The organism is Streptomyces sp. NPDC050560 (assembly GCF_044457285.1).
Lineage (GTDB): Bacteria > Actinomycetota > Actinomycetes > Streptomycetales > Streptomycetaceae > Streptomyces.
This window is the reverse complement of sequence record NZ_JBITGT010000024.1, coordinates 1-26,803: the sequence shown is the minus strand read 5'-3', so window position 1 is coordinate 26,803 and position 26,803 is coordinate 1. Positions and strand designations below refer to the sequence as shown.

At 70.0% G+C, this 26,803-nt stretch carries 22 protein-coding genes and 1 pseudogene; 20 read left to right on the top strand and 3 right to left on the bottom strand.

Annotated features, from left to right (window positions below; all coding sequences use genetic code 11):
* Window positions 1-74: 74 nt before the first annotated feature.
* Both ACIBIW_RS35150 and clpX read left to right on the top strand, forming a co-directional pair.
* A complete protein-coding gene (locus tag ACIBIW_RS35150) occupies window positions 75-770 on the top strand; it encodes an ATP-dependent Clp protease proteolytic subunit (RefSeq protein ID WP_399342351.1) in 696 nt (231 codons plus the stop codon).
* 158 nt (window positions 771-928) lie between these two features.
* Window positions 929-2,215, top strand: a complete 1,287-nt coding sequence (clpX, locus tag ACIBIW_RS35145; protein ID WP_399342350.1) for an ATP-dependent Clp protease ATP-binding subunit ClpX — start codon at window positions 929-931, stop codon at window positions 2,213-2,215.
* Between the two features lie 136 nt (window positions 2,216-2,351).
* Here the strand turns inward: clpX and ACIBIW_RS35140 are convergent, their stop codons facing one another.
* Complete coding sequence (locus ACIBIW_RS35140) at window positions 2,352-3,392, bottom strand: hypothetical protein (protein ID WP_399342348.1); 1,041 nt, start codon at window positions 3,390-3,392, stop codon at window positions 2,352-2,354.
* Between the two features lie 170 nt (window positions 3,393-3,562).
* On the opposite strand from ACIBIW_RS35140, the gene ACIBIW_RS35135 reads away from it, so the two are divergent.
* From ACIBIW_RS35135 to rodA, 10 genes are all read left to right on the top strand, one after another.
* Window positions 3,563-6,181, top strand: coding sequence for a valine--tRNA ligase (locus ACIBIW_RS35135; RefSeq protein WP_399342347.1), 2,619 nt, complete (start codon window positions 3,563-3,565; stop codon window positions 6,179-6,181).
* 95 nt (window positions 6,182-6,276) lie between these two features.
* A complete protein-coding gene (locus ACIBIW_RS35130) occupies window positions 6,277-7,797 on the top strand; it encodes a bifunctional folylpolyglutamate synthase/dihydrofolate synthase (protein ID WP_399342345.1) in 1,521 nt (506 codons plus the stop codon).
* A 2-nt stretch (window positions 7,798-7,799) separates the two neighbouring features.
* The gene (locus tag ACIBIW_RS35125; protein ID WP_399342344.1) at window positions 7,800-8,186 is read left to right on the top strand and encodes a DUF4233 domain-containing protein; all 387 of its coding nucleotides are present in this window, start codon (window positions 7,800-7,802) and stop codon (window positions 8,184-8,186) included.
* Window positions 8,187-8,332: 146 nt separating this feature from the next.
* Window positions 8,333-8,683 carry a hypothetical protein gene (locus ACIBIW_RS35120; RefSeq protein ID WP_399342342.1) on the top strand — a complete coding sequence of 117 codons (351 nt, stop codon included), beginning with the start codon at window positions 8,333-8,335 and terminating at the stop codon, window positions 8,681-8,683.
* Window positions 8,684-8,843: 160 nt separating this feature from the next.
* A complete protein-coding gene (gene ndk / locus ACIBIW_RS35115; RefSeq protein ID WP_399342340.1) occupies window positions 8,844-9,257 on the top strand; it encodes a nucleoside-diphosphate kinase in 414 nt (137 codons plus the stop codon).
* Between the two features lie 365 nt (window positions 9,258-9,622).
* Window positions 9,623-10,642, top strand: coding sequence for a rod shape-determining protein (locus ACIBIW_RS35110; RefSeq protein ID WP_399342408.1), 1,020 nt, complete (start codon window positions 9,623-9,625; stop codon window positions 10,640-10,642).
* A 335-nt stretch (window positions 10,643-10,977) separates the two neighbouring features.
* The gene (mreC, locus tag ACIBIW_RS35105) at window positions 10,978-11,985 is read left to right on the top strand and encodes a rod shape-determining protein MreC (RefSeq protein WP_399342338.1); all 1,008 of its coding nucleotides are present in this window, start codon (window positions 10,978-10,980) and stop codon (window positions 11,983-11,985) included.
* A gap of 11 nt (window positions 11,986-11,996) precedes the next feature.
* The gene (mreD, locus tag ACIBIW_RS35100) at window positions 11,997-12,674 is read left to right on the top strand and encodes a rod shape-determining protein MreD (protein WP_399342336.1); all 678 of its coding nucleotides are present in this window, start codon (window positions 11,997-11,999) and stop codon (window positions 12,672-12,674) included.
* Entirely contained in the window at window positions 12,671-15,046 is a 2,376-nt protein-coding gene (gene mrdA, locus ACIBIW_RS35095) for a penicillin-binding protein 2 (protein WP_399342334.1), read from the top strand. The genes mreD and mrdA overlap by 4 nt, the downstream gene beginning before the upstream one ends.
* On the top strand, window positions 15,046-16,245 hold the full coding sequence (gene rodA, locus ACIBIW_RS35090) for a rod shape-determining protein RodA (protein WP_399342332.1): 1,200 nt from the start codon (window positions 15,046-15,048) through the stop codon (window positions 16,243-16,245). Before mrdA ends, rodA begins: the two co-directional genes overlap by 1 nt.
* Window positions 16,246-16,354: 109 nt before the next feature.
* Here rodA and ACIBIW_RS35085 read toward each other — a convergent pair whose 3' ends face one another.
* Window positions 16,355-17,608, bottom strand: coding sequence for a YeeE/YedE family protein (locus ACIBIW_RS35085; protein WP_399342406.1), 1,254 nt, complete (start codon window positions 17,606-17,608; stop codon window positions 16,355-16,357).
* 451 nt (window positions 17,609-18,059) lie between these two features.
* Between ACIBIW_RS35085 and ACIBIW_RS35080 the strand changes: the two genes are divergently transcribed.
* From ACIBIW_RS35080 to ACIBIW_RS35045, 8 genes are all read left to right on the top strand, one after another.
* Window positions 18,060-19,616, top strand: a complete 1,557-nt coding sequence (locus ACIBIW_RS35080; protein ID WP_399342330.1) for a CHAD domain-containing protein — start codon at window positions 18,060-18,062, stop codon at window positions 19,614-19,616.
* A gap of 133 nt (window positions 19,617-19,749) precedes the next feature.
* On the top strand, window positions 19,750-21,675 hold the full coding sequence (locus ACIBIW_RS35075) for a TIGR03960 family B12-binding radical SAM protein (RefSeq protein ID WP_399342328.1): 1,926 nt from the start codon (window positions 19,750-19,752) through the stop codon (window positions 21,673-21,675).
* 165 nt (window positions 21,676-21,840) lie between these two features.
* A complete protein-coding gene (locus ACIBIW_RS35070) occupies window positions 21,841-22,194 on the top strand; it encodes a beta/gamma crystallin domain-containing protein (RefSeq protein ID WP_399342326.1) in 354 nt (117 codons plus the stop codon).
* 324 nt (window positions 22,195-22,518) lie between these two features.
* A complete protein-coding gene (locus ACIBIW_RS35065) occupies window positions 22,519-22,905 on the top strand; it encodes a hypothetical protein (protein ID WP_399342324.1) in 387 nt (128 codons plus the stop codon).
* A 5-nt stretch (window positions 22,906-22,910) separates the two neighbouring features.
* Entirely contained in the window at window positions 22,911-24,695 is a 1,785-nt protein-coding gene (locus tag ACIBIW_RS35060) for an alpha/beta hydrolase (RefSeq protein WP_399342322.1), read from the top strand.
* A gap of 94 nt (window positions 24,696-24,789) precedes the next feature.
* Window positions 24,790-25,257: a hypothetical protein gene (locus ACIBIW_RS35055; RefSeq protein WP_399342320.1), complete on the top strand. Its 468-nt coding sequence runs from the start codon at window positions 24,790-24,792 to the stop codon at window positions 25,255-25,257.
* Between the two features lie 165 nt (window positions 25,258-25,422).
* Entirely contained in the window at window positions 25,423-25,950 is a 528-nt protein-coding gene (locus ACIBIW_RS35050; RefSeq protein ID WP_399342319.1) for a hypothetical protein, read from the top strand.
* A gap of 36 nt (window positions 25,951-25,986) precedes the next feature.
* Window positions 25,987-26,631, top strand: coding sequence for a transposase (locus ACIBIW_RS35045; protein ID WP_399342405.1), 645 nt, complete (start codon window positions 25,987-25,989; stop codon window positions 26,629-26,631).
* Window positions 26,632-26,652: 21 nt separating this feature from the next.
* Here the strand turns inward: ACIBIW_RS35045 and ACIBIW_RS35040 are convergent.
* Window positions 26,653-26,803, bottom strand: a pseudogene (locus ACIBIW_RS35040) (IS5/IS1182 family transposase); the annotation flags it as partial.

The following is a 26,803-nucleotide window of genomic DNA, read 5'->3' as shown; positions in this document are numbered from 1 at the left end:
CCCGCGCCTCACGCGCGCGGCGCGCCACGGCCCCGTAAGCCCACCGCAACCGCCTCAGCCCTTAGGAGACCCAAGTGAACGACTTCCCCGGCAGCGGCCTGTACGACCGTATGCGCGCCGAGCGGGAGCAGGCCAGGTACACCGGCCCTACCGCCGAGTCGCGTTACGTGATCCCCCGCTTCGTCGAGCGCACCTCGCAGGGCGTGCGCGAGTACGACCCGTACGCGAAGCTCTTCGAGGAGCGGGTGATCTTCCTCGGCGTGCAGATCGACGACGCCTCCGCCAACGACGTCATGGCGCAGCTCCTGTGCCTGGAGTCGATGGACCCCGACCGCGACATCTCGATCTACATCAACAGCCCGGGCGGCTCCTTCACGGCGCTCACCGCGATCTACGACACCATGCAGTTCGTGAAGCCGGACATCCAGACCGTCTGCATGGGCCAGGCCGCCTCCGCGGCCGCCGTGCTGCTCGCCGCCGGCACCTCCGGCAAGCGCATGGCCCTGCCCAACGCGCGCCTGCTGATCCACCAGCCGTACAGTGAGACGGGTCGCGGTCAGGTGTCCGACCTGGAGATCGCCGCGAACGAAATCCTCCGGATGCGGTCCCAGATGGAGGAGATGCTCGCCAAGCACTCGACCACCACCATCGAGAAGATCCGCGACGACATCGAGCGCGACAAGATCCTCACGGCCGAGGAAGCCCTGGAGTACGGCCTGGTGGACCAGATCGTGTCGACGCGGAAGCTGAACAACTCGACCGTCGCCTGAGGACCGGCGACACCAGCGGTTCCCCCCTTGGCGCACCGCGCGAGACATGAACCGTGCCAAGGGGGGCCCGAACCGGGGGCCAGGCAAGGTACCGTCGGATATGAGGCACCAGGAGTCGCCCGAGCGCGGCGTCTCCCAGGCGATTGGGGAAGCACCTCGTGGCACGCATCGGTGACGGCGGCGATCTGCTCAAGTGCTCGTTCTGCGGAAAGAGCCAGAAGCAGGTCAAGAAGCTCATCGCAGGACCCGGTGTGTACATCTGCGACGAGTGCATCGACCTCTGCAACGAGATCATCGAGGAGGAGCTCGCCGAGACGAGCGAGGTGCGCTGGGAGGAACTGCCCAAGCCCCGCGAGATCTACGAGTTCCTGGAGAGCTACGTCGTCGGCCAGGAGGCCGCGAAGAAGGCGCTCTCCGTCGCGGTGTACAACCACTACAAGCGGGTCCAGGCCGGGGAGAACGGCGGGGCCCAGGGGCGCGAGGACGCCATCGAGTTGGCGAAGTCCAACATCCTCCTGCTGGGCCCCACGGGCTCGGGCAAGACCCTCCTCGCCCAGACCCTGGCCCGGATGCTCAACGTCCCCTTCGCGATCGCCGACGCCACGGCCCTCACCGAGGCCGGCTACGTCGGCGAGGACGTCGAGAACATCCTGCTGAAGCTCATCCAGGCCGCCGACTACGACGTCAAGAAGGCCGAGACGGGCATCATCTACATCGACGAGATCGACAAGGTCGCCCGCAAGAGCGAGAACCCGTCGATCACGCGCGACGTCTCGGGCGAAGGCGTCCAGCAGGCCCTGCTGAAGATCCTGGAGGGCACCACGGCCTCGGTGCCGCCGCAGGGCGGGCGCAAGCACCCGCACCAGGAGTTCATCCAGATCGACACGACGAACGTCCTGTTCATCGTCGGCGGCGCCTTCGCGGGCCTTGAGAAGATCATCGAGGGCAGGGCGGGCGCCAAGGGCATCGGCTTCGGCGCCACGATCCGCTCCAAGCGCGAGCGCGAGGAGAAGGACCAGTTCGAGGACGTCATGCCGGAGGACCTGGTCAAGTTCGGCATGATCCCCGAGTTCATCGGCCGCCTCCCCGTCATCACCTCCGTGCACAACCTCGACCTGAAGGCGCTCCTCCAGATCCTCGTCGAGCCGCGCAACGCCTTGGTGAAGCAGTACCAGCGGCTGTTCGAACTCGACGGTGTGGAACTGGACTTCGAGCGCGAGGCGCTGGAGGCCATCGCGAGCCAGGCGATCCTGCGCCAGACCGGCGCACGCGGGCTGCGCGCCATCATGGAGGAAGTCCTCCAGTCCGTGATGTACGAGGTGCCGTCCCGCAAGGACGTCGCGCGCGTCGTCATCACCGCCGAGGTCGTCCACTCGCACGTCAACCCGACGCTGATCCCCAGGGACGCGCGCGGCCGGGGCACCGGCGAGCAGAAGTCGGCCTGAGCGGCGCACCACCCGCGGCGCGAACCGACGGGAGGGGCGCCGGGCTTCACGGCCCGGCGCCCCTCCCGTCGTCTCAACTGCCCTGCGGCTCCCCGGCGGCGCCCCGCGCCCGCGGTGCCCGGGTGCCGCCCAGGGCCTACATGTCCACGCGGATCTCCTTGCGCAGCCCGACGCTCTTCTCGATGGCGGCGTCCTTCGAGACACCCTGCTGGGTGTCGCCGGGCGACACCATCGCCAGCGTGCTGCGGTCGCTCCACGCGCAGTACCAGTCCGTCTTGGACTGCTTCTTCTGCGTCGTCGGGTCCGTCGACGTGGCCGTCGCCGCCTGGCACTTCATCAGCGCGTTGTCGAGACCGGAGGGGTGCACAAGCTCCGGCTTGCCCTCCAGCGTCGTCTTGGACGAGCCGTCGGTGCTGTTGCCGCTCTCGGTGGTCTTCGCGATCTTCGCGAGGAAGGCGTCCAGGGTCTTCTCGGGGTCGGAGATCTTGCCGTAGGCGCCGATGAAGGTGAGCCCCTTCGCGGTCGCGGCGTCGTCCGGGATCGAGTTGGGGTCGTTCGGGTCGAAGCCGCTGAGGTCGGCGGTGGAGTAGGCGCCGATCACCGACTCCTCGTTCTCCACGCCCACGCCCTGCACGACCTTCTCCGACTTGGCGGTGCTGCCGAGCATCGAGTCGGGCGCCAGCTTGTACTCGTCGAGCACGGTCTGCGGCTTGTCCAGCTTGTGCGGCCCGTCGTCCTTGATGTCGCTGCTGTTGCTGCCGCCGCCCTTCGCGCTGTCGTCGCTGTCGCCTGAGGAGGTCAGGAAGTAGGCACCGCCGCCGATCACGGCGAGCGCCACCACCACGGCCACGATGATTCCCGTCTTCTTGCGGCCGCCGCCGGGCGCCGGGGGCTGCGGGGGCATCCCGTAGGGAGGCTGCTGGCCGTACGGGTTCTGCTGCCCGGGCTGCTGCCCGTACATCGGCTGCGTGCCCGGCTGACCCCCGTACGGGGGCTGCTGCGGCTGCTGCGGGGGCGTCTGCGGGTACCCGTAGCCGGGCCCCTGCTGCGGGGGCTGCTGCGGGTAGCCGTAGCCGGGCTGCGGAGCCTGCGGCTGCTGGCCGTAGGGGCCCGGCTGGCCGTACGGTCCGGGCTGCTGGGGCTGCCCGCCGTACGGGCCCGGCTGGTTGTGACTCATGACGGGATTCCCCCTCCAAAACTCATTCCTTCCCGACATCCTCGCTCAAGAGGCGTGGATGTGGGGACGCGGGTCCCGCACCGTTACCAAACCCGCTGGTTTCCGTACGTGCTCGTGACGCCGGGAAAAGGCGGTACGGAGCCGTCGGCGCACGCCCTTAGACTTGGCCCGTGACCGAGAACACTCAGCACCCAGCGCCCGCCACCGAACTGCCGACCCAGTACGCCCCGGCTGAGGTAGAGGGACCGCTGTACGAGCGCTGGGTCGAGCGGGGTTACTTCGAGGCCGACGCGGGCAGCGACAAGCCGCCGTTCACCATCGTCATCCCCCCGCCGAACGTCACGGGCAGCCTCCACCTGGGCCACGCCTTCGAGCACACCCTGATCGACGCGCTCACCCGCCGCAAGCGCATGCAGGGCTACGAGACGCTGTGGCAGCCCGGCATGGACCACGCGGGCATCGCCACTCAGAACGTCGTCGAGCGTGAGCTGGCCAAGGAGGGCAAGTCCCGCCAGGACCTGGGGCGCGAGGCGTTCGTCGAGCGGGTCTGGCAGTGGAAGGAGAGCTCCGGCGGCCAGATCTCGGGCCAGATGCGCCGCCTCGGCGACGGCGTCGCCTGGAAGCGCGAGCGCTTCACCTTCGACGAGGGCCTGTCGCACGCCGTCCAGACCATCTTCAAGCGGCTCTACGACGACGAGCTGATCTACCGCGCCGAGCGCATCATCAACTGGTGCCCGCGCTGTCTGACCGCGCTCTCCGACATCGAGGTCGAATACCAGGACGACGAGGGCGAGCTGGTCTCGATCCGCTACGGCGACGGCGAGGACAGTGTGGTCGTCGCCACCACCCGCGCCGAGACGATGCTCGGCGACACCGCCGTCGCCGTCCACCCCGACGACGAGCGCTACCGCCACCTCGTCGGCCGCACCCTCAGGCTGCCGCTGACCGACCGCTCCATCCCGGTCGTCGCCGACGCCCATGTCGACCCCGAGTTCGGCACCGGCGCCGTCAAGGTGACCCCCGCGCACGACCCCAACGACTTCGAGATCGGCCGCAGGCACGACCTGCCCGCCCTCGCCGTCATGGACGAGCACGCGGTCATCACCGTCCCGGGCCCCTTCCAGGGCCAGGACCGCATGGAGGCGCGCAGCGCCATCGTCGCGGCGCTGCGCGCCGAGGGCCGGATCGTCGCCGAGAAGCGTCCGTACGTCCACTCCGTCGGCCACTGCTCGCGCTGCAACACCACCGTCGAACCCCGCCTCTCGCTCCAGTGGTGGGTCAAGGTCGCCCCCCTCGCCAGGGCCGCGGGCGACGCCGTGCGCGACGGCCGGGTCGCCATCCACCCCCAGGAGATGCAGAAGCGCTACTTCGACTGGGTCGACAACCTCCACGACTGGTGCATCTCACGCCAGCTCTGGTGGGGCCACCGCATCCCCGTCTGGTACGGGCCCGCGGGCGAGACGCTCTGCCTCGGACCCGACGACGAGCCGCCCACGGGCGAGGGCTGGTACCAGGACTCCGACGTCCTCGACACCTGGTTCTCCTCCGCCCTGTGGCCGTTCTCCACCCTGGGCTGGCCCGAGGAGACCGACAGCCTCGCGAAGTTCTACCCGAACTCCGTCCTCGTCACCGGCTACGACATCCTCTTCTTCTGGGTCGTGCGGATGATGATGTTCGGCACCTACGCGATGGACGGCACCCCGCCGTTCGCGACCATCGCCCTGCACGGCATGGTCCGTGACCAGTTCGGCAAGAAGATGTCCAAGTCCTTCGGCAACGCGGTCAATCCGCTCGACTGGATGGACAAGTACGGCTCCGACGCGCTCCGCTTCACCCTGGCACGCGGCGCCAACCCCGGGGTCGACGTCCCCATCGGCGAGGACTGGGTCCAGGGCTCGCGCAACTTCGCCAACAAGATCTGGAACGCGACCCGCTTCGCCCTGATGAACGGCGCCACCGTCGAGGGCCCGCTGCCCGCCCCCTCCGAGATGCAGGCCACCGACCGGTGGGTGCTGTCCCGGCTCGGCGCGGTCGTCGCGGAGGTCGACGCGTACTACGAGGACTTCCAGTTCGCAAAGCTCTCCGAGGCGCTGTTCCACTTCGCCTGGGACGAGGTCTTCGACTGGTACGTGGAGCTGTCCAAGACCACCTTCCAGGCGGGCGGCGAGCCCGCGCGGGTCAGCAGGCGCGTCCTCGGCGAGGTCCTCGATGTGACGCTGCGGCTGCTGCACCCCGTCGTCCCCTTCGTCACCGAGACCCTGTGGACCACGCTCACCGGCGGCGAGTCCCTCGTCGTCGCCGAGTGGCCGGCCGACGCGGGCTTCCGCGACGCGGACGCCGAGCGGGAGATCCGCACCCTCCAGGAGGTCGCCACCGAGGTCCGCAGGTTCCGCTCCGACCAAGGGGTGCAGCCCGGCCAGCGGGTCCCCGCGAGGCTCACCCTCGACGGCACCGCCCTGGCGGCGCACGAGGCCGCGCTGCGGCAACTGCTGCGGCTTCAGCCCGAGGGCGAGGCGTTCACGGCCACCGCGACCCTGCCCGTCGCGGGCGCCACCGTCGCGCTCGACCTCTCCGGGGTCATCGACGTCGCCGCCGAGCGGGGGCGCCTCAGCAAGGACCTCGGGGCCGCCGAGAAGGAGAAGGCCCAGGCCGAGGCCAAGCTCGGCAACGAGGCGTTCCTCGCCAAGGCGCCCGAGCACGTCGTCGGCAAGATCCGCACCCGGCTCGCCAAGGCCGAGTCCGACATCGCCCGCCTCACCGGCCAGCTCGAAGCGCTGCCCAGGGCCTGACCGCGCCAGGGCCGCGGCCCCCCTTCGCACGGTGGGGCCGCGCCTTGGCACCGGGGCGTTCCCCGGCATGGGCGCGCCCTTCGTAGACTGGTCCCGTGAGCGAGCAACCCCCGCCCGACGGCGACCACGGCACCCCGGACGACACCGGTTTCGACGACATCGTCGCCGCCGAGACCGACCGCGACCCCGACCTCGCCGTGATCGAGGCCGGCAGCCGCACCCTGCGCACCCAGGCGGGCCCGCCCGAGGGCGACATCCCCGCCAGGCCCGCCGACCCCGAACTCGACAGGGCGCTGCGCGAGGTCGAGACGGAGCTGGCGGGCCGCTGGGGCGAGACCAAGCTCGACCCGTCCGTGGAGCGCATCGCCGCCCTGCTCGACGTGCTCGGCGAGCCCCAGCGCTCGTACCCGGCCGTCCACATCACGGGCACCAACGGCAAGACGTCCACGGCCCGCATGATCGAGGCCCTGTTCACCGCCTTCGAGCTGCGCACCGGCCGCTACACCTCGCCCCATGTGCAGTCGATCACCGAGCGCATCAGCCTGGACGGCGCCGCCATCAGCGCCGAGCGCTTCATCGAGACCTACCGGGACATCGCCCCGTACGTCGACATGGTGGACGCCCGCCAGGAGTACCGCCTCTCCTTCTTCGAGGTGCTGACCGCGATGGCGTACGCGGCCTTCGCGGACGCGCCCGTGGACGTCGCCGTCGTCGAGGTCGGCATGGGCGGCACCTGGGACGCCACCAACGTCATCGACGGACAGGTCGCCGTCATCACCCCCATCGACCTCGACCACACGGACCGGCTCGGCGGCACGCCCGCCGAGATCGCCGTCGAGAAGTCCGGCATCATCAAGCACGACGCCCACGTGATCATGGCGCAGCAGCCGGTGGACGCCGCCCGGGTGCTGCTGGAGCGCGCCGCGGGGCAGGACGCCACCGTCGCCAGGGAGGGCCTGGAGTTCGGTGTCCTCGACCGGCAGCTCGCGGTCGGCGGACAGCTCGTCACGCTGCGCGGGCTCGGCGGCGCGTACGAGGAGGTCTTCCTGCCGCTGCACGGCGCCCACCAGGCGCACAACGCCGCCGTGGCGCTCGCCGCCGTCGAGGCGTTCTTCGGCGTCGGCACCCGGCACGAGCGCACCCTCGACCTGGAAACCGTGCGCAAGGCGTTCGCCTCGGTGGCCTCGCCCGGCCGTCTTGAGGTCGTACGGACCTCGCCGACCGTCATCCTGGACGCCGCGCACAACCCCGCGGGCGCCCGCGCCGCCGCCGACGCGGTCGGCGAGGTCTTCGGCTTCAGCCGTCTGATCGGGGTGCTCGGGGTCAGTGAGGGCAAGGACGCCAAGGGCCTCCTCGAAGCGTTCGAACCGGTGCTCACCGAGGTCGTGGTCACCCGGCACACCCAGCCGCGCGCGATGGACCCCGACGCGTTGGCCGCGCTCGCGGTGGAGGTCTTCGGCGAGGAGCGGGTCCAGGTGGAGCCCCGGCTCGACGACGCCATCGAGGCCGCCATCACGCTCGCCGAGGAGGAGGGCGAGTACGCCGGGGCCGGGGTGCTGGTCAGCGGCTCCGTCTTCACCGTCGGGGACGCCAGGCTGCTGCTGGGGAGGGGCTGAGGGTGCGTACGCTCTGCGCTTCGACGCTCATCGGCGAGTTCTTCGTGATCGGCTTCGCCGGGCTCGTGGCCATGAAGGACCCCGATCTCACGGGCGCCACCGTGTGGACGGTGAGCGGGGTCGCCATGCTGCTCTGCGTGCTCCTGTGCGCAGTGCTGGGCCGTCCCGGCGGTCTTGCGCTGGGCTGGGTGCTTCAGGTCGCGCTGGTCGGGTCCGGGTTCGTGGTGCCCGCGATGTTCTTTCTCGGGGTGGCCTTCGGGGGGCTGTGGTGGGCATCGATTCACTATGGGCGCGTGATTGATGCCGCGAAGCGGCGGAATCGCCTCGCGGGGGCGGAGCCGGGGGGTTCCGGGGAGGGGGCCTCCGGTGGGGGTGTCGCGTCCCGGTGAGGTGATGGGCTGATCGGGGGTGGGGTGGGCGGGGTGCGTTTTCGGACGACGGCTCGTCGTGGCTGGGTGCGCAGTTCCCCGCGCCCCTTCAGGGGCTTGGTCGACCCGGTGGTGAGCTTGTCGGGGGGGTTGGATAGCCTTCGCTCATGGCTTCCGTACTGGTGATCGGGTACGACCCGCAAGGCATACCCGGTGTCGACGGGGACGCTCTGCGGGCGGGGCTCGATGCCGAGTTGGCGCGGTTCGGTGAGTATGGGATCGAGGCGGGCATGTCGCTCGTGCAGTTCGACGAGAGCGCGGCGCCCACGCTGGCCGCCGCGCTCGCCGAGCGGCCCTGGGACGTCGTGGTCGTCGGCGGCGGACTGCGCAAGACGGAGCAACTGCTCCCGCTGTTCGAGGAGGCCCTGAACCTGGTGCGCAAGCACGCCCCGCAGGCCGCCATCGCGTTCAACACCAGCGGCGGCGACAGCGTCGAGGCCGCGCGGCGCCACCTCTGACACCCGGCCGGGACCCGGTGCCCGCAGGCCGAAGACCGCGCCAGGACACGGTGCCTGCACTCTCCGCCCGGCTGTCCCCTCAGCCCCACCGTGCGTAATCCCTGCCAGGCCACGGGCGGTAGCCTTCGCTCGTAACCCTGTGACCTGAAGGAGCAGCACAGTGACCGAGCGCACCCTTGTCCTCCTCAAGCCCGACGCGGTCCGCCGCTCACTGGTCGGTGAGATCATCGGACGCATCGAGCGCAAGGCCGACTGGACAGTCACCGCACTCGAACTGCGCACCCTCGACCGGGACACCCTGGAGCAGCACTACGAGGAGCACGTCGGCAAGCCGTTCTATGAGCCGCTGCTCGCGTTCATGTCCTCGGGCCCCGTCGTCGCGCTGGTCGTCGAGGGCGAGCGGGTCATCGAGGGCGTACGCAAGCTCGCCGGGCCGACCGACCCCATCGCCGCCGCGCCGGGCAGCATCCGCGGCGACTTCGGCACGGTCACCCGGGAGAACCTGATTCACGCCTCCGACTCCGAGGAGTCGGCCCAGCGCGAGATGAAGATCTTCTTTCCCGGCCTCGCCTGAGCGATCATGTCCCTTCCGGGCGGATTTCCGGGGGCGCCTCCCGCGTTCCCGGAAAAACACCCTCCGCGCCTCCTGACGGGCCGTCAGCCCGGCCCGCCGCTGACCTGCGGCGCGGCGAAAACCGCCCACGCCTTTGCATATGCGTGCCGATCCGGGGAACGCGTGGCACCATCGGTACGTCTCTCTTAGCGAGGCGGCGGACCATCTGCTGACATGGGCTGTGTGGGGCGCCGACCCTCGCACAGTGCGCGTGCGGGCCGCACTACGATGGAAGCCTTCACGCCACTCAGCACCCACCTCGCCGACCTGTAATAGCCCTCACACGCTTAACTGGGAAGGCCAGACGCATCCTCATGGGGAACAAGATGTCGTTCATCGGCCGTGACATGGCTGTCGACCTCGGGACCGCCAACACGCTGGTGTACGTCAGGGGCCGGGGGATCGTTCTCAACGAGCCGTCCGTCGTCGCGATCAACACCAATACCGGTGGCATCCTCGCGGTCGGTGCCGAAGCCAAGAAGATGATCGGCCGCACGCCGGGCAACATCGTCGCCGTGCGCCCGCTGAAGGACGGCGTGATCGCCGACTTCGAGATCACCGAGCGAATGCTCCGTTACTTCATCCTGAAGATCCACAAGCGGCGCTACCTCGCCAGGCCACGGGTCGTCGTCTGCGTGCCCTCGGGCATCACGGGCGTCGAGCGGCGCGCCGTGATCGAGGCGTCCTCGCAGGCGGGCGCCCGCCAGGTGCACATCATCGAGGAGCCCATGGCGGCCGCCATCGGCTCGGGACTCCCGGTCCACGAGGCCACGGGGAACATGGTGGTGGACATCGGCGGCGGCACCACCGAGGTCGCGGTCATCTCGCTCGGCGGCATCGTCACAGCCCAGTCGATCCGCGTCGCGGGCGACGAGCTGGACAACGCGATCATCCAGCACATCAAGAAGGAGTACTCCCTCCTGCTGGGCGAGCGCACCGCGGAACAGATCAAGATCACGATCGGCTCCGCCTACGATCTCGACTCCGACGAACACACCGAGATCCGCGGCCGGGACCTGGTCTCCGGCCTGCCGAAGACCGTGGTGGTCTCCGCGGGCGAGGTCCGCAAGGCCATGGAAGAGCCCGTCAACGCGATCGTGGACGCGGTCAAGACCACCCTCGACAAGTGCCCGCCCGAGCTGTCGGGCGACGTGATGGACCGCGGCATCGTCCTCACCGGCGGCGGCGCCATGCTGCGCGGGCTCGACGAGCGGCTGCGCCGGGAGACCGGCATGCCGATCCACATCGCCGAGGAACCACTCGACAGCGTCGCGCTCGGCTCGGGGAAGTGCGTCGAGGAGTTCGAGGCCCTCCAGCAGGTGCTCGACGCACAGCCCCGGCGGTGACACGGGCGCGGGGAATCCGCCGTACGGACGAATCGCTCCGTGCGGCGGTTCCTTGATTGGCGGCGAGAACCGCCGCGGGGCGGGAAGGCCGCGGAAGACGGTAAACAGGAGAAAAGCGCAGTCGGCCGGCGAACACGGCGACCCGCCGGCCGGGAACAGAACACCAGGCGGCCACACGAAACGTTAAGAACAGCAAACGACGTCCATAACGCCAGCACCATCCGTAAGCGAGAAGAGTCCGGCGCTCCACCCGCCGTAAAACCACCGGACTCCCCGCAGAAACCACGACTCCAGCAACTCCACGAATTCCGACGAGGAAGGCACGGCCGCCGCACGTGAGGGACACACGAGAGAGCAGACTGCTCCTGGTGCTGCTGATCGCCATCGCGTTCGCACTGATCACGGTGGATATCCGGGGCGGCGAGGACTCACCGGTGGACGGCGCCAGGCAGGCCGCCGCCACGGTCTTCGGCCCCGTCGAGGACGGCGTCGCCGGCGTCGTCGACCCCGTGGGCAACGCGGTCTCCGCCGTCCGCGACTCCGGCGGCCGCCACGACCGCATCGCCGAACTCGAACGCGAGAACGCGGCCCTCAAGACCAGGCTCGGCAGCAGCGCCCGCACCCGCAGCAAGGTCGGCCAGCTCGACAAGATGCTGGCGACGGCAGGGGCCGGGCAGTACGGCATCAAGGGCGCCCAGGTCATCGGCATAGGAGCAGCTCAGGGCTTCTCCTGGACCATCACCATCGACGCCGGTTCCCGCGACGGTCTCAAGCGCGACATGACGGTGCTCAACGGCGACGGCCTCGTCGGCCGTGTCACCACCGTCGGCCCCCGCACCGCCACCGTGCTCCTCGCCAACGACCCCGACTTCACCGTCGGCACCCGCATGGAGAGCACCGACGAGCTGGGCTTCGCCTCCGGCGGCGGCGACCAGCCGCTGCGCGTCCAGCTCCTCAACGGCAAGGCCGACGTGAAGAAAGGCGAACGGCTCGTCACCTTCGGCTCCCAGAAGGACACCCCCTTCGTGCCCGGCGTCCCCGTCGGCAAGGTCGTACGGGTCGACCCCTCGGGCGGCGACCTCACCCGCACGATCCTCGTCCAGCCCTTCGTCTCCTTCACCAAGCTGGACATCATCGGCGTCGTCGTGCAGCCGCCCCGCAAGGACCCGCGCGACAAGGTGCTGCCGCCCGCGCCCAAGACCACCCCGACGCCCACCGTCACCGTGACCGTCACCCCCGGAGCCCCCCAGAACGACCAGGACGCCGACCAGGACGCCGACGGCGGGGACCAACCCGGCGGCGGCCAGGGCGATCCCGAACAGCCCGCGCAGCCCGAGCAGTAGGAGCTGGACCCATGCGCCTCAACCGAATCCTGCTCTCCACCGCCCTGGTGGTCGTCGCGCTGGTGCTCCAGGTCAGCGTGCTCGCGCGGCTCCACCTGCCGGGCGCCGTCCCCGACCTGCTGCTGCTGACCGTCCTCGGCCTCGCCATGGTCTACGGCCACCTCGGCGGCGCCTTCACCGGCTTCGGCGCGGGACTCCTCCTCGACATCGCACCGCCCGCCGACCACGCCGCGGGACGCTACGCGCTCGTGCTCTGCGTCGTCGGCTACTGCGCGGGCCTCTTCAGACCCGAGAACGGCCGCCTCCAGTCGGCGCTGCGGCCGCTGTTCGTGGTCGGCGCCGCCTCCCTCGCCAGCACCCTGCTGTACGCGAGCGTCGGCGCCCTCGTCGGCGACACCGCGGCCCGCCACGTCGGCCTCGGCGGGCTGCTGCTGACCGCCGTGCTCTACAACCTGCTGCTCGCGCCGTTCACCGTGCCGTTCATCATGGCGCTTGCCCGGCGCGCCGAGAGCGATCCGCTCGGCGACTCGTCGTCGTCCCCGTCCGGCAAGTCGAGCGACGTCGCCAGCGGCTGGCTGTCCTCGGGTACCGGGCTCAGTATCGGCAACCAGCGCGGCGGCCTGCGGATGCGGGCCGCGCGGGCGCGCGTCGCGCGCGCCGGACGCATCAAGGGGGTCAAGCGCCTGTGAGCAACATTCCCGAGACCGGGCGCACCCCACGGGTGCAGATCCGGCTCGTCGTCATCCAGATCCTCGTCCTGTCGCTGCTGCTCACCCTGGGCGGCCGGCTCTGGTACCTCCAGATCCGCAACGGTGACGAGTACGCCAAGGAGGCGTCGGGCAACCACGTCCAGCAGGTTGTCGACCCCGCGGTGCGCGGCTCCATCCTCGACGCCCGCGGCGTGCCCATCGCCGACAACGAGACCCGCCTCGTGGTCTCCGCGTCCCGCACCGACCTGCTGAAGATGGCCGACGACGGCAAGGCGGTCCTCACCAAGCTCGCCGGGGTCCTCGGCATGGACCCCAAAGAGGTGGCGGACAAGGTCAGGCTCTGCGACGCGCACACCAAGCAGCCCTGCTGGAACGGCTCCCCGTACCAGCCCATCCCGATCACCGACGAGGCCACCCCGAAGCAGGCGCTCCAGATCAGGGAGCGCTCCGAGGACTTCCCCGGCATCACCGCCGAGCCCACCGCGGTGCGCCGCTACGGGGCGCCGGGCGGCGCCAACACCGCCCAGGTCCTCGGCTACCTCTCCCCGGTCACCGACGACGAGCTGAAGAAGGCCGAGGACACCGACTCGCCCTACCTGCGCTCCGACCAAGTGGGCCGCAGCGGCTTGGAGCGCCAGTACGACAAGGAGCTGCGCGGCAAGGCGGGCGTCACCCGCTACGAGGTGGACAACCTCGGCCGGGTCATCGGCAAGGGCTCCACCGACAAGGCGCAGCCCGGCGGCAACGTGGTCACCAGCATCGACTCCCGCGTCCAGCGCGTCGCCGAGTACGAGCTGAACGACGCGATGAAGACCACCCGCCAGCAGGTCGACCCGGTCACCGGCAGCAAGTACAAGGCGGACGCGGGCGCCGTCGTGGTGATGGAGGCCAAGACGGGCCGGGTGGTGGCCATGGCGTCCAACCCCACCTACGACCCCAACGCCTGGGTCGGCGGCATCTCCGGCAAGGACTACGCCAAGCTCACCGGCAAGTCCTCCAACTACCCGCTGCTCAACCGCGCCATCCAGGGCCAGTCGGCCCCCGGCTCCACCTTCAAGGTCATCTCCACCACCGCCTCCGTCAATGGCGGCCACCCCTTCGACGGCCGCTACCCCTGCACCAGTTCCTTCAACATCGGCAGCCAGACCTTCATGAACTACGAGTCGGAGAACTACGGCCCGATCAGCCTCGGCCGGGCCCTTGAGGTCTCCTGCGACACGGTGTTCTACGGGGTCAGCTACGACGAGTGGAAGAAGGACGGCGGCAACCACCCCAAGAAGCACCCCGCCGACTGGTTCTACAAGACCGCCCACCAGTTCGGCCTCGGCAAGAAGACCGGCGTCGACCTGCCCAACGAGGTCGACGGCCGGGTCCCCGACCGGCAGTGGAAGAAGGACTACTGGGAGGCCATGAAGGCGTCCTGGTGCAAGACCGGCAAGAAGAACGGCGACTATGTGCAGCGCATCGCCTACGAGAACTGCCTCGAAGGCAACAAGATGCGCGCCGGTGACTCCGTGAACTACTCCATCGGGCAGGGCGACACCCTCGTCACCCCCATCCAGATGGCCAGGATCTACTCCGCGATCTCCAACGGCGGCACCCTCTACCAGCCCACCATCGGCAAGGCGGTCGTCAGCCCCGACGGCAAGCACGTCACCGACATAGAGCCCACCAAGCAGGGCAAGCTGCCGATGAGCAAGAAGCTCAACAAGGACATAGACGGCGCACTGGCGGGTGTGGCGACCCGCGGCACCGCGGCCTGGCGCTTCATCAACTGGCCGCAGAAGCAGATCCCCATGCACGCGAAGACCGGTACGGCCGAGGTCTACGGCAAGCAGACCACCTCGTGGTTCGCCACGTACACCAAGGACTACACGGTCGTCATGACGATCTCCCAGGGCGGTACGGGCTCCGGCGCCTCGGGCCCCGCCGTCCGCAAGATCTACGACGCGCTCTACGGCGTCGGCCAGGACGGCTCAGTCGACGACAAGAAGGCGCTGCTGCCGCACCCGCAGAAGGAGTTGCCGGCCATAAAGAAGGACGGCAGCATCCCCGCGCCCAAGGTGAAGCCGTACGACCCGCACGCCGACGAGAAGACCCAGGGCGACAAGCCCGACGGCGGCACCGACCAGCCCGACGCGCCCAACCCGGACGACCCCGGTACCGACCAGGGCGTGCCGCAGACCGAGAACGCCCCCGTCGGCGCCCAGACCGCCGCCTACGCGCCACCCGCGCCGCCCCGCCTCGACGAACTGCGCCAGGCCGTCGCGCCACCGCGGGACGGTGGCGGGGGATCGCCAGGCGGCCACGGGATGGCGCCCGCCGAGCCCGTCGTGTGGAGGCGCACCTGATGGCAGGCACCAACGGCTTCTCCGTCTCCGGGTACGGGCCCAAGCGGCAGGGCTGGACCCGGGCCTTCGCCCGCGACTCCGTGATGCGCAGGCTGGACTGGCCGATACTGCTGTCGTCGGTCCTGCTGTCGCTGATCGGCGCCGCCCTGGTCTACTCGGCCACCCGCAACCGCACCGAGCTGAACGGCGGGGACCCGTACTTCTTCCTGCTGCGGCACCTGCTCAACACCGGTATCGGCATCGCCCTGATGATCGGCACGATCTGGCTCGGCCACCGCACCCTGCGCACCGCCGTGCCGATCCTCTACGGGATCTCGGTGCTGCTGGTGCTGCTGGTCCTCACCCCGCTCGGCGTCACCGTCAACGGCGCCCATGCATGGATCAACATCGCCGCCGGGTTCTCGCTCCAGCCCTCCGAGTTCGTCAAGATCACGATCATTCTCGGGATGGCGATGCTGCTGGCCACCCGGGTCGACGCGGGGGACAGGGAGCACCCCGACAACCGCGTCGTGCTCCAGTCGCTCGGGCTCGCCTTCGTGCCCATCCTCATCGTGCTGTTGATGCCCGACCTGGGCTCCGTCATGGTCATGGTGATGATCATCCTGACGGTGCTCGTGGCCTCGGGCGCCTCGCACCGCTGGGTGCTCGGCCTCATCGGCGCGGGCGTGCTCGGCGCGGTCGCGATCTGGCAACTGCACATCCTGGACGACTACCAGATCAACAGGTTCGCCGCCTTCGCCAACCCCGACCTGGACCCGGCGGGCGTCGGCTACAACACCAACCAGGCCCGTATCGCGATCGGCTCCGGCGGCCTCACCGGCACGGGCCTCTTCCACGGCACCCAGACCACCGGGCAGTTCGTGCCCGAGCAGCAGACCGACTTCGTCTTCACGGTGGCGGGGGAGGAACTGGGCTTCGTGGGCGCGGCGGTGATCCTGCTGCTGCTCGGGGTGCTGCTCTGGCGGGCCTGCCGCATCGCGCGCGGGACGACGGAGCTGTACGGCACCGTGGTCGCGGCCGGGATCATCGCCTGGTTCGCCTTCCAGGCGTTCGAGAACATCGGCATGACGCTCGGCATCATGCCGGTCGCGGGCCTTCCCCTGCCGTTCGTCTCGTACGGCGGCTCCTCCATGTTCGCGGTGTGGGTGGCCATCGGCCTGCTCCAGTCGATCCGCGTGCAACGGCCGGTCTCGGCCTGAGGGACCTTCCCCGGACTCCCACGCGCGCCGCGCGCCGGCCGTCCACCGCCAGCGGGCCCAGACCGTTCCGTACGCTCTCCCCCCGGGTGCCGCCCCGCCGGGGCGGTGCTCAGCACACCCCGTCGGCGGGCCGCGGGTTGGCGAGGCCGAACAGCGGTCGCACCCTGAGCCCCGCCCAGGTGCCGAGCAGGGCGCATGCCCCCCAGACCCAGCCGTGCAGGCTGCCGGAGGCGATCCCCGCCAGATAGGCGCCGATGTTGCAGCCCCCCGCCATCCGGGCGCCGATCCCCATCAGCACCCCGCCGAGCACCGCCGCGACCGCGGTACGCGCCGGGATGCCCCGGTGCAGCGCCCACGTACCGCCGAGGGAGGCGGCCACCGCGGCGCCGATCATGATGCCGAGGTCCGTCAGGCTCGTCTTGTCCGCGAGCACCGGCCCCGACAGCATCGCCGCGTTCCCCGGCTGCCGCCAGAACTCCCAGCCCGCCGGGTGCGCCCCGAGCGCCCCCACCACATCGCTGCCCCACAGCGCGAACGCGCTCGTGATGCCCCACGCGCCGCCCGACACCAGCAGCACCCCGGCGCCCAGCACCGCGAGCACCAGCGCCCCCACGGCCAGCGGCCAGGAGCCGCGCAGCACCCGCGCCAGGCGCCGCCGCGCCGAGGGCACCGCACCGGTGGGCGGCGGCGTCCTGCGGCGCTGCACCACCCGGCTGACGGCCACGACCAGGGCGAGCGCGGCGATCGTCACCGCCCAGGAGCCGAACCAGCCGATGTGGTCCGACAGCACATACGGGTCGAACGCCGGAAGATGGCCCCACAGCCCGAACTGCCAGGCCGCGAGCGTCGATCCGACGATGAAGCCGCCCAGGGTCAGCACGATCGAGGTCTGCCCCGAGCCCACCGCGAACAGCGTGCCGGAGGCGCATGCGCCGCCCAACTGCATCCCCACCGCGAAGAGAAACGAGCCCACGAGCAGCCCCACCCCGACAGGACCCGCCGACGGCGCGGGCACCGACCCGAAGAGCCCGGTACCGGTGCCGATGACCAGCGCGAACAGCGACGCCGTGGTGCCCAGGAGCAGCGCGTGCGCCCGCAGCCCCGCCCCGTTGCCCACCGCGATCAGTTGGCGCCACGCCGAGGTGAAGCCGAACCGCGAGTGGAACAGCGCGAAGCCGAGCCCCAGGCCGAGCAGCAGCAGAACGCCCGGCTTCGCGCCGTGGGCGGCGAAGACGTATGCGTCGAGCCCCGCGGCCACCAGCAGCGACACCGCGAGCGGCAGCCGCCGCACCGGCGGCGCCTCGGGAGCCTCGGGCGCGGGCACCCGGGTCGGCGCGGGGGACAGCACGGGGGCGAGCAGCACCCCGGGGCCCCGGCGCGGGCCGGGGACGAGGCGCGTGGGCGCGGGGGAGGGGGTGGTGGTCACGGTCTCTCCGGGGACGGGACGGGAGCGCGCCTGAGGCACACGAGCGGACGGGGAGAAAAAAGCAGGGGAGGCCAAGGGGCGTGAGGGGGGTGGCGGAGAGGGCCGTCCTGGGCCGCGTGCGCACATGCCTGCCGCGCCACAGGACCGGGCCCACGGGCTCGGGTCAGCGGCGACAGAGACCGTCGTCGACGCACCACGCCGAACTCGCGAAGAGCGCGAGAGCGAGCAGACGGGCGGGTGCGGACATGCCGCCCATCGTAGACACGCTCGGCCCACGACCGGAATATGGCCTGCGACACGGTCCCCGGCCGCCCACACCCGCCACGGGCCCGCCACACCGTCGTCCCGCATGTGATTAGACCCCGCCATAGGCGGCTATCAGCCTCACATGGCGGAAACCAAACACGAAGTGGAACGGAAGTTTGAATTCAAGCGACGTATAGCGGACGCCGTCGGCGAGGGCCGCGCCGCCCTCCCCGACCTCACGAGCGTGCCCGGCGTCACCGCCGCCCACACCGACGACAGCGCGGAACTCGACGCCGTCTACTACGACACCGAGGACCTGGCGCTCGCCCGCGCCGCCATCACCCTGCGCCGCAGGACCGGCGGCCACGACGCCGGCTGGCACCTGAAGCTCCCCGTCGCCGCCGACGAACGCGAGGAGATCCACGTCCCCCTCGCCCCCGGCGACGCGGAACCCGGCCCGCACGCCACCCCCGTACCCACCCGTCTCGCCGAGCTGACCAGGGCCCGCACCCGCGGCCGGGCCCTCGGCCCCGTGGCCAGACTGCGCACGGCCCGCGAGACCACCGTCCTCTCGGGGCCCGACGGCACCGCACTCGCCGAGGTCAGCCTCGACCGGGTCAGCGCCGCCCGGCTGCTCGCCCCCGTCACCACCAGCGCCTGGACCGAGGTCGAGGTCGAACTGGCCGACGGCGCCCCCCGCACCGTCCTGCGCGACGTGGGACGGCGGCTGCGCGACGCCGGGCTGCGGGCGTCCTCCTCCCCGTCGAAACTGGCCAGGGCACTCGCCACACCCCCCGCCCCGGAACCGGGCGAACCTGCCACCGCGGGCGACCACGTGATGGCGTACATACGTGCCCAGGCCGAGCGGATCATGGCGCTCGACCCCGCCGTCCGCCGCGACCTGCCCGACTCGGTGCACCGCCTGCGCGTCGCCGCCCGGCGGCTGCGCTCCGCGCTGCGCTCGTACCGCCCGCTCCTCGACCCCGCCGTCACCCGGCCCCTCGCCGACGAGCTGAAGTGGCTCGCCGCAGAACTCGGCGCCGACCGCGACCAGGAGGTCCTGGCCGACCGGCTGCGCGCCCAGGTCGCCGAGGTGCCCACCCCGCTGCTCCTCGGCCCCGTCGAGGCCCGGCTGCGCGCCTGGGACGTCGGCGAGCGCTTCGACGCCCACCTGCGCAGCGTCGCCGTCCTCGACAGCGACCGCTACCTGGCCCTGCTCGACCGGCTCGACACGCTCACCACCGCGCCCCCGCTCACCCGCGCCGCGCGCGCCGCGCCCCGCCCCGTCCTCGCCCGCCGCGTCCGCAAGGACTACGCGCGCCTGGCCCGCCGCACCGAGTACGCCCTCGCCCTGCGGCCCGGCGAGACCCGCGACCGCGCCCTGCACGACGCCCGCAAGGCCGCCAAGCGCGCCCGCTACGCCGCCGAGGCCGCACGGCCCGCGCTCGGCCGCCCCGCGGCGCGTTTCGCCCGCCGGGTGAAGGACCAGCAGAAACTGCTCGGCGACCACCACGACAGCGTCGTCATCCGCGACGCCCTGCGCGCCCTCGCCGTCAGCGCCCACGCCGCCGGGGAGACCGCCTTCACCTGGGGCCTGCTCTATGGGCGCGAGGAACAGTGCGCCGAGGCCGGAGAGCGCGAACTGCCGCGCGTCTGGCACCGGGTGTCACGGCCGCGGCTGCGCAGGCGGCTCGGCTGACCGCCTGCCGGCGCCCGCCGTGCCGGGGGCGCCGGGGCCCGCCCGGCGGCCCCCGTCGGCGGCCGGTGGCCCGCCCCGAAGCCGTTACGCTGGGGGAGTCGTGTCCCCAGCGCCCCGAGCGAAGGTCCCCCTGATGTCTCCCGAGTCGGTCTTCCCCCAGCTCGAAGCCCTCCTGCCGCACGTACAGAAGCCGATCCAGTACGTCGGCGGCGAGCTGAACTCCACCGTCAAGGAGTGGGACGACTGCGACGTCCGCTGGGCCCTCATGTACCCGGACGCGTACGAGGTCGGCCTGCCCAACCAGGGCGTCATGATCCTCTACGAGGTCCTCAACGAACGCGACGGCGTCCTCGCCGAACGCACCTACAGCGTCTGGCCCGACCTCGAAGAGCTGATGCGTACCCACAAGGTGCCCCAGTTCACCGTCGACAGCCACCGCCCCGTGCGTGCCTTCGACGTCTTCGGGCTCAGCTTCTCCACCGAACTCGGCTACACCAACATGCTCGCCGCGCTCGACCTCGCGGGCATCCCCCTGGAGGCGAAGGACCGTACCGACAAGGACCCGGTCGTCCTCGCGGGCGGCCACGCCGCGTTCAACCCCGAGCCCGTCGCCGACTTCATCGACGCCGCCGTCATCGGCGACGGCGAGCAGGCCGTGCTGGAGATCACCGGGCTGATCCGCGCGTGGAAGGCCGAGGGCCGCCCCGGCGGCCGCCCCGAGCTGCTGCTGCGCCTCGCCAGGACCGGCGGCGTCTACGTCCCGGGGCTCTACGACGTCGAGTACCTGCCGGACGGCCGCATCTCCCGGGTCGTGCCCAACACCTCCGGCGTGCCGTGGCGGGTCGCCAAGCACACCGTGATGGACCTCGACGAGTGGCCCTACCCCAAGCAGCCGCTGGTCCCGCTCGCCGAGACCGTGCACGAGCGGATGTCCGTCGAGATCTTCCGCGGCTGCACCCGCGGCTGCCGCTTCTGCCAGGCCGGGATGATCACCCGCCCCGTCCGCGAGCGCAGCATCACCGGCATCGGCGACATGGTCGAGAAGGGCCTGCGCGCGACCGGCTTCGAGGAGGTCGGCCTGCTCTCGCTCTCCTCCGCCGACCACTCCGAGATCGGCGACATCGCCCAGGGCCTCGCCGACCGCTACGAGCAGGACAAGATCGGTCTCTCGCTGCCCTCCACCCGTGTCGACGCGTTCAATATCGACCTCGCCAACGAGCTGACCCGTAACGGCCGCCGCTCCGGCCTCACATTCGCCCCCGAGGGCGGCAGCGAGCGCATCCGCAAGGTCATCAACAAGATGGTCTCCGAGGAGGACCTGATCCGCACCGTCGCCACCGCCTACGGCAACGGCTGGCGGCAGGTGAAGCTGTACTTCATGTGCGGCCTCCCCACCGAGACCGACGAGGACGTCCTCCAGATCGCCGACATGGCGATGAACGTCATCCAGAAGGGCCGCGAGGTCTCCGGCTCCCACGACATCCGCTGCACCGTCTCCATCGGCGGCTTCGTGCCCAAGCCCCACACCCCCTTCCAGTGGGCCCCGCAGCTCGGCGCCGAGGAGACCGACGCCCGCCTGGAGAAGCTCCGCGACAAGATCCGCGGCGACAGGAAGTACGGCCGCTCCATCGGCTTCCGCTACCACGACGGCAAGCCCGGCATCGTCGAGGGCCTCCTCTCCCGCGGCGACCGCAGGGTCGGCGCCGTGATCCGCGCGGTGTACGAGGACGGCGGCAGGTTCGACGGCTGGCGCGAGCACTTCTCGTACGACCGCTGGATGGAGTGCGCCGCCCGCACCCTCCCGGAACAGGGCGTGGACGTCGCCTGGTACACGACCCGTGAGCGCGGCTACGAGGAGGTCCTGCCCTGGGACCACCTGGACTCAGGTCTTGACAAGGACTGGCTCTGGGAGGACTGGCAGGACGCCCTCGACGAGACGGAACTCGACGACTGCCGCTGGACCCCCTGCTTCGACTGCGGGGTGTGCCCCCAGATGGACACGTCCATCCAGATCGGCCCCACGGGAAGGAAGCTGCTTCCGCTGACGGTGAAGAAGTAACCGCGGATGCTCCCGGCTTACCGCGCCACGGCTTCACGCCCGGTAATCACCATTTCGGTGCGTTTACCCAGCTCAAGGCCGCTTTCGCCGTATTCCCCTATAGCGTGACATCGAGACCGTCGACCGGTTCGGCACCTGTGCCGGGCTATGCGTGAAGGGGAATCCGTGGTTTCGACATACAAGAGGGCCGCTCGGTCCCTCGGAGCGGCGCTCGCCGTGGCCGTCGCACTCTCCGTGGGCGTGCCGAGCGGCAACGCCTTCGCCATCAACCACGTCCAGTGCGTAGGTGGGGAGAACTTCCTGAAGATCTGGTCGCACAGCGGCGGCACCCAGAGCGTCGACTGCTACGCGAACGCCGGGAAGACCGACTTCGGCGGGTGGTGGGTCGACCGGATCTCCACCGGCAACAACGACCTCATCTACTACGACGCCAACGGCGACTCGGTAAAGATCGAACGCTGGCACGACATCACCTTCCCCAACCGCCCCCCGAAGGTCACCGCGATCCAAATCCTGTGAGGACCTGACGCCCCGTCCGATGCACACAGTCCGGCCACGCCCTCCGGGGGCGTGGCCGGACTGCGTCACCCCTACCCGAGCCCCCGCAGGAACAAGCGTCCAGGCCGGTACACCTAGGTACGGATACCCAGTCCAGGGTTGCGTGCCCCTACGGAGGTGACGCAGCGCGTTCGGCCCGTAACCTGTCCGGCGGTGCTCCTGGCGAGCGTCAGCAACTGCGGTGCTCTCCGGGCTGGAGCCCGGGCAGTGGGGAGGGACGTGTACATGGCGTGGGTTGAGTGGGAACAGTTCAAGAGGCAGGCTGTCGATGGGCACACCGCACGCATGCGGCTCAACAGCTCCTCGGGCGAGGGTGGTCACCCCGCACCCACCGCCGCGGGCGGCGGTCCCGATCTGCTGGTCACCGCCACCCCGTGGACCGGAGCAGCCGCAGTGGCCAGGGAGTTGCGCACCTCCACCCAGAGGGGCCTCACCGCGTTGAAGAAGTCGGACGACGGCGTCGGAGGCGGCACCGAGGGTTTCGACTGCACGGCCGCGCTGAAGGAGATCCAGCCGACCTGGGAGGCGCGCCTGACGGCGGTTCGCGACGAGTGCGACCGCCTGCACGGGACGCTCGGCAAGACGGGCAAGAGGTTCGGCGAGGTCGACCATGGCGTCAAGGACAAGGTCGGCCGCGTACACCTCCCCAACAGGCCCGACTGGGCCAGGTGACCCTGATGCCCACATGGCAGCAGTTGCGCGATCTGAGAATCAGCGAGTACGAGGACGCCGCCGATGGCTGGGGCAACGTCAGCCACCGTGCCGACGCCGCCCGCATCAGAGTCGACCAGGAGATGTCCGCACCCGTCCGCGGCACTCAGAATGGAGAGACACCCGACGCCGCGGTCGGACGGCTGAACCGGCTCAGTGACAACTACCAGTACCTGCACAGCGAGTGCGGCCTGATCCGCACCACACTCGACGCGCTTGGCAAGGAGCTGGCCGCCCCGCAGCGCAAGCTCAGGCAGGCCCTCGAAGACGCCGAGACCCTGGGCTTCACCGTGAACCCGGACGGCTCGGTCACCTATCCCGACTCCGCCCCTCTCTTACCGGGCACCGGTAAGGCCACCCCGGGCTCACAACTGCCGTTCCTGCCGGGCAAGGGTGAGGGACAGGGCAACGAGAACAAGGGCAGGGCGGAGGACATCGCGGAGCGAATCTCCACGGCCGTCGACGAAGCCGCCGAGATCGACGGCCGTTACGCCGCGGTGCTGCGCAGGCTCAAGGCACCCGCCGGGCTGGCAGTGACCAAGGAAATGCTCGCCGACGAGGGCAAGGACACGAGGGCGGTGCAGAAGGCCGCCGGTGGCCTGGTCGACAAGGGCGACATCCCACACGGCAAGACCCCGGCAGACAACAAGAGATGGTGGGACCATCTCACCCAGGAGCAGCGCGACGAGTACATGACGCTGTACCCGGCAGAGGTGGGCGCACTTGACGGCATTCCGAGCATCGCCCGCGACACGTCGAACCGGATGGTGCTCGCCCAGGAGATGGCGCAGACCCAGCTCGCACTCGACGGACTGCCCGCGAACCCGCCCCAGTACATCCAGAAGGGCGACCCGCCCGTCGCTGTGGTGAACCCGCAGTGGCGCAGGTGGGTCGAGCTGAGCGACGACATGAAGGGCATGGCGGCGATCCAGGCCCGCCTCGACGCGAGCGGCATGCCGGGCAAGAACACGAAGGGCAACCCGGCATCCGGGCTGCCGCAGGCTTACCTCCTCGGTTTCGACACCGACGGTGACGGACGCGCCATCGTCGCCACGGGAAACCCCGACACCGCCGACAACACGGCTGTCTATGTGCCGGGGACGGGGGCCGGCCTCGCCAACGCGCACGGTGACATCGACCGCATGTCGAAGCTGTGGCAGGCTGCGCAGCGGGCATCCCCCGGGGAGACCACCTCCACGATCACCTGGATCGGCTACGACGCCCCGGACCAGATTCCCAACGCCCTCGCACGCCACTATGCCTACGACGGGGCGCCCGCGCTCAACAACTTCATGGACGGCCTCCAGACCGCCCAGGGCGGCGCCGACAGCAGCCACACCACGCTGGTCGCCCACAGCTACGGCACCACCACGGTGGGCGCGACCGCGAAGCTGCCGGGCCACATTGCCGCCGACGACATGGTCGTGGTCGGCAGCCCTGGCATGCTGGTCGGTGACGCTTCCGATCTCGACGTCGGAAGCGACCACGTGTGGTCGGAGGCGGCTCGCAGCGACCCGGTCCCCGTTCTCGGGCAAGAGGCTCTGGGAGGCCGCAAGATGGGCGTATCGACGTGGCACGGAATCCCCTACAACGCCGGGCCGATCATCTCCATCCCCTCCGACGAGTCCTTCGGGGCGCATCGCATGGACGTCGACACCGGCGGCCACAGTGGCTACTGGGACGAGAACTCCATGTCTTTGAACAATCAGGCGGCCGTGGTGGTCGGCAAGTACGGCAACGTGAAGGAATGACGTGAGTCCGGCAAGGAACCGGCCCGGCCTACGGCGGGCGACTCTCACCGTCGCCGCGGCGCTTCCGCTTCTGTTGACAGGATGTTCCAAGGACGTGAAGGACGACCCCGGCTCCAAGCCCCCCACCCTTTCCGTGGAAAAGGCCCGTGAGAAGGCGAGTTCCCTCTCCAGCCAGATCCTCGACATGATCGCCGTCAAGGAGGGCAAGGTCACCGAACCGGGACCCGGAATCTCCGCGTGTGACGAGGACCCGGACCACCTGTACAAGGCATATCACCCTTGGTCGATCTACCAGGTGGGGCCCGAGGAACTGAAGGCGGGATTCCAGAGGCTCAAGGACAGGCTGCCGGGCCACGGCTGGAAGATTGTCGACTACGGGCCCGACAGCAGTCCCAACAAGAACCTGGAACTGACCGCGGACTCCCGGACCGAACGGTTCTCCGTCAACGCGTCCCTGCAAGTCACCGGCGAGTCCGGAAAGAAGGAACCCCTTCTTTCGGTCACGGTCGTCTCCGGCTGCTTCAGGGCGCCGAAGGGAACGGACCTGAACACGGTGTATTAGCCGCGCCCGGGTTTCCCGGCGCTGACGATGACCTTGTTCCCCGCGTGATCCGGAACGCCGCCGCCGGCATCACCAAGGGGCAGAATTCCTGATGGGATTACCGGCAGGGGCACGCCTCGGCAAGCCTGCGCAACCAAGCCGATGTCATTGCGGGAAGGTATGGAGATGTCAGGCTCGAATAGATGGCGCGAGGCTCGGCGAACAGGGCTCATAGCCATGCTTGTGATGTCGTTACTCCTTCTCGCCGCCGGGTGTTCAATGGCCAGGGGTGAAGACAAACCTCTTCCGGTGCGCGACGTCTCCGTTATGGAAGGCGAAGTGTCGTCGCTCTCCAATCGCGTACTGGAGATGTTCAAAGTAAAGGGGAAAGTTACCGAACCCGGACCATCCACCACGGCCTGTAGCGGTGATGGCGGAAAGGCGGTCTGGGTCATTCATCCCTGGTCCATGTACGGAATCGACAACAGCAAGCTCGGCGAGGCATTTTCCAACTTGAAGCGATCTCTGCCCGAACAGGGGTGGAAGATCGTGAAGGACGGGGACGACGGCAGCCGGAACAAGAACCCCGAAGTCCTGGCCGTTCACCGGAAGACCCGCAGCCAACTTGAGATCAGGTGGCTCAAGGGGCTCGACGGCAACACCCCCCTCCTTGACGTAAATGTGTACTCAAAGTGCTTCAAGAAAGCTGACTAAGACCGTGTCCTACGTGGGGAGGCGGTCGTTGGGCTCATCAGGGGGCGGGGTAAGTGGAGTTGGATTGTTCCGGACGGCCTGTGGGAGATCGCAGAGCCGCTGATCCCACCGTCGAAAGCGCGGCCGCAGGGCGGCGGGACACCGGACACACCTGATGAGACGCTGTTCGCTGCCATCATCTACGTCCTGGTGTCCGGCTGTGCCTGGCGGGCGTTGCCGCCGTGCTTCGGGATCTCGAAGCCGACCGCCCACCGCCGGTTCCTGATGCACGTCCTGTCGGACGCGAACGGACTGCCCCTCCTTGTCGGCGTCTCCGTCGGCAACACCCACGACAGCGAAGGGCCGAAGCCCATGGTCGAGGGTCACCAAACGAGACACGACCCCCACCGCGGCCGCCATTTCAAGCCCCAGCGCCTCCACGCGGACAAAGCCTACGACCGCGCCGACCTGCGGAAATGGTTACGCGGCAAACGCATCGGCGTACGGATCGCACGCAAAGGCATCGAGTCGAGCGAACGATTGGGCCGTCGCCGCTGGGTCATCGAGCGCACCATGTCGTGGCTGTCCGGCTACCGCCGACTCAGCCCCCGCTACGAGCGCGATCCCCGCAACTACCTGGCCTTTCTCGGCCTCGCCGCCGCCCTCTGCTGCTACAAACGACTTCTCCGCCTCACCACATAGGACACGGTCTTAAAGGGTGTCTCACGTGGTGGCCTTCGCCAGCTTCTTGTAGCAGGTCAGGGCGGCGGCCAGGCCGACGAGGAAGGCGAGGAAGTGTGAGCCCTTGCGTTCGTATCGGACGGTGAGGCGGCGGTAGCCGAACAGCCAGGCGATCGACCTCTCGATCTTCCAG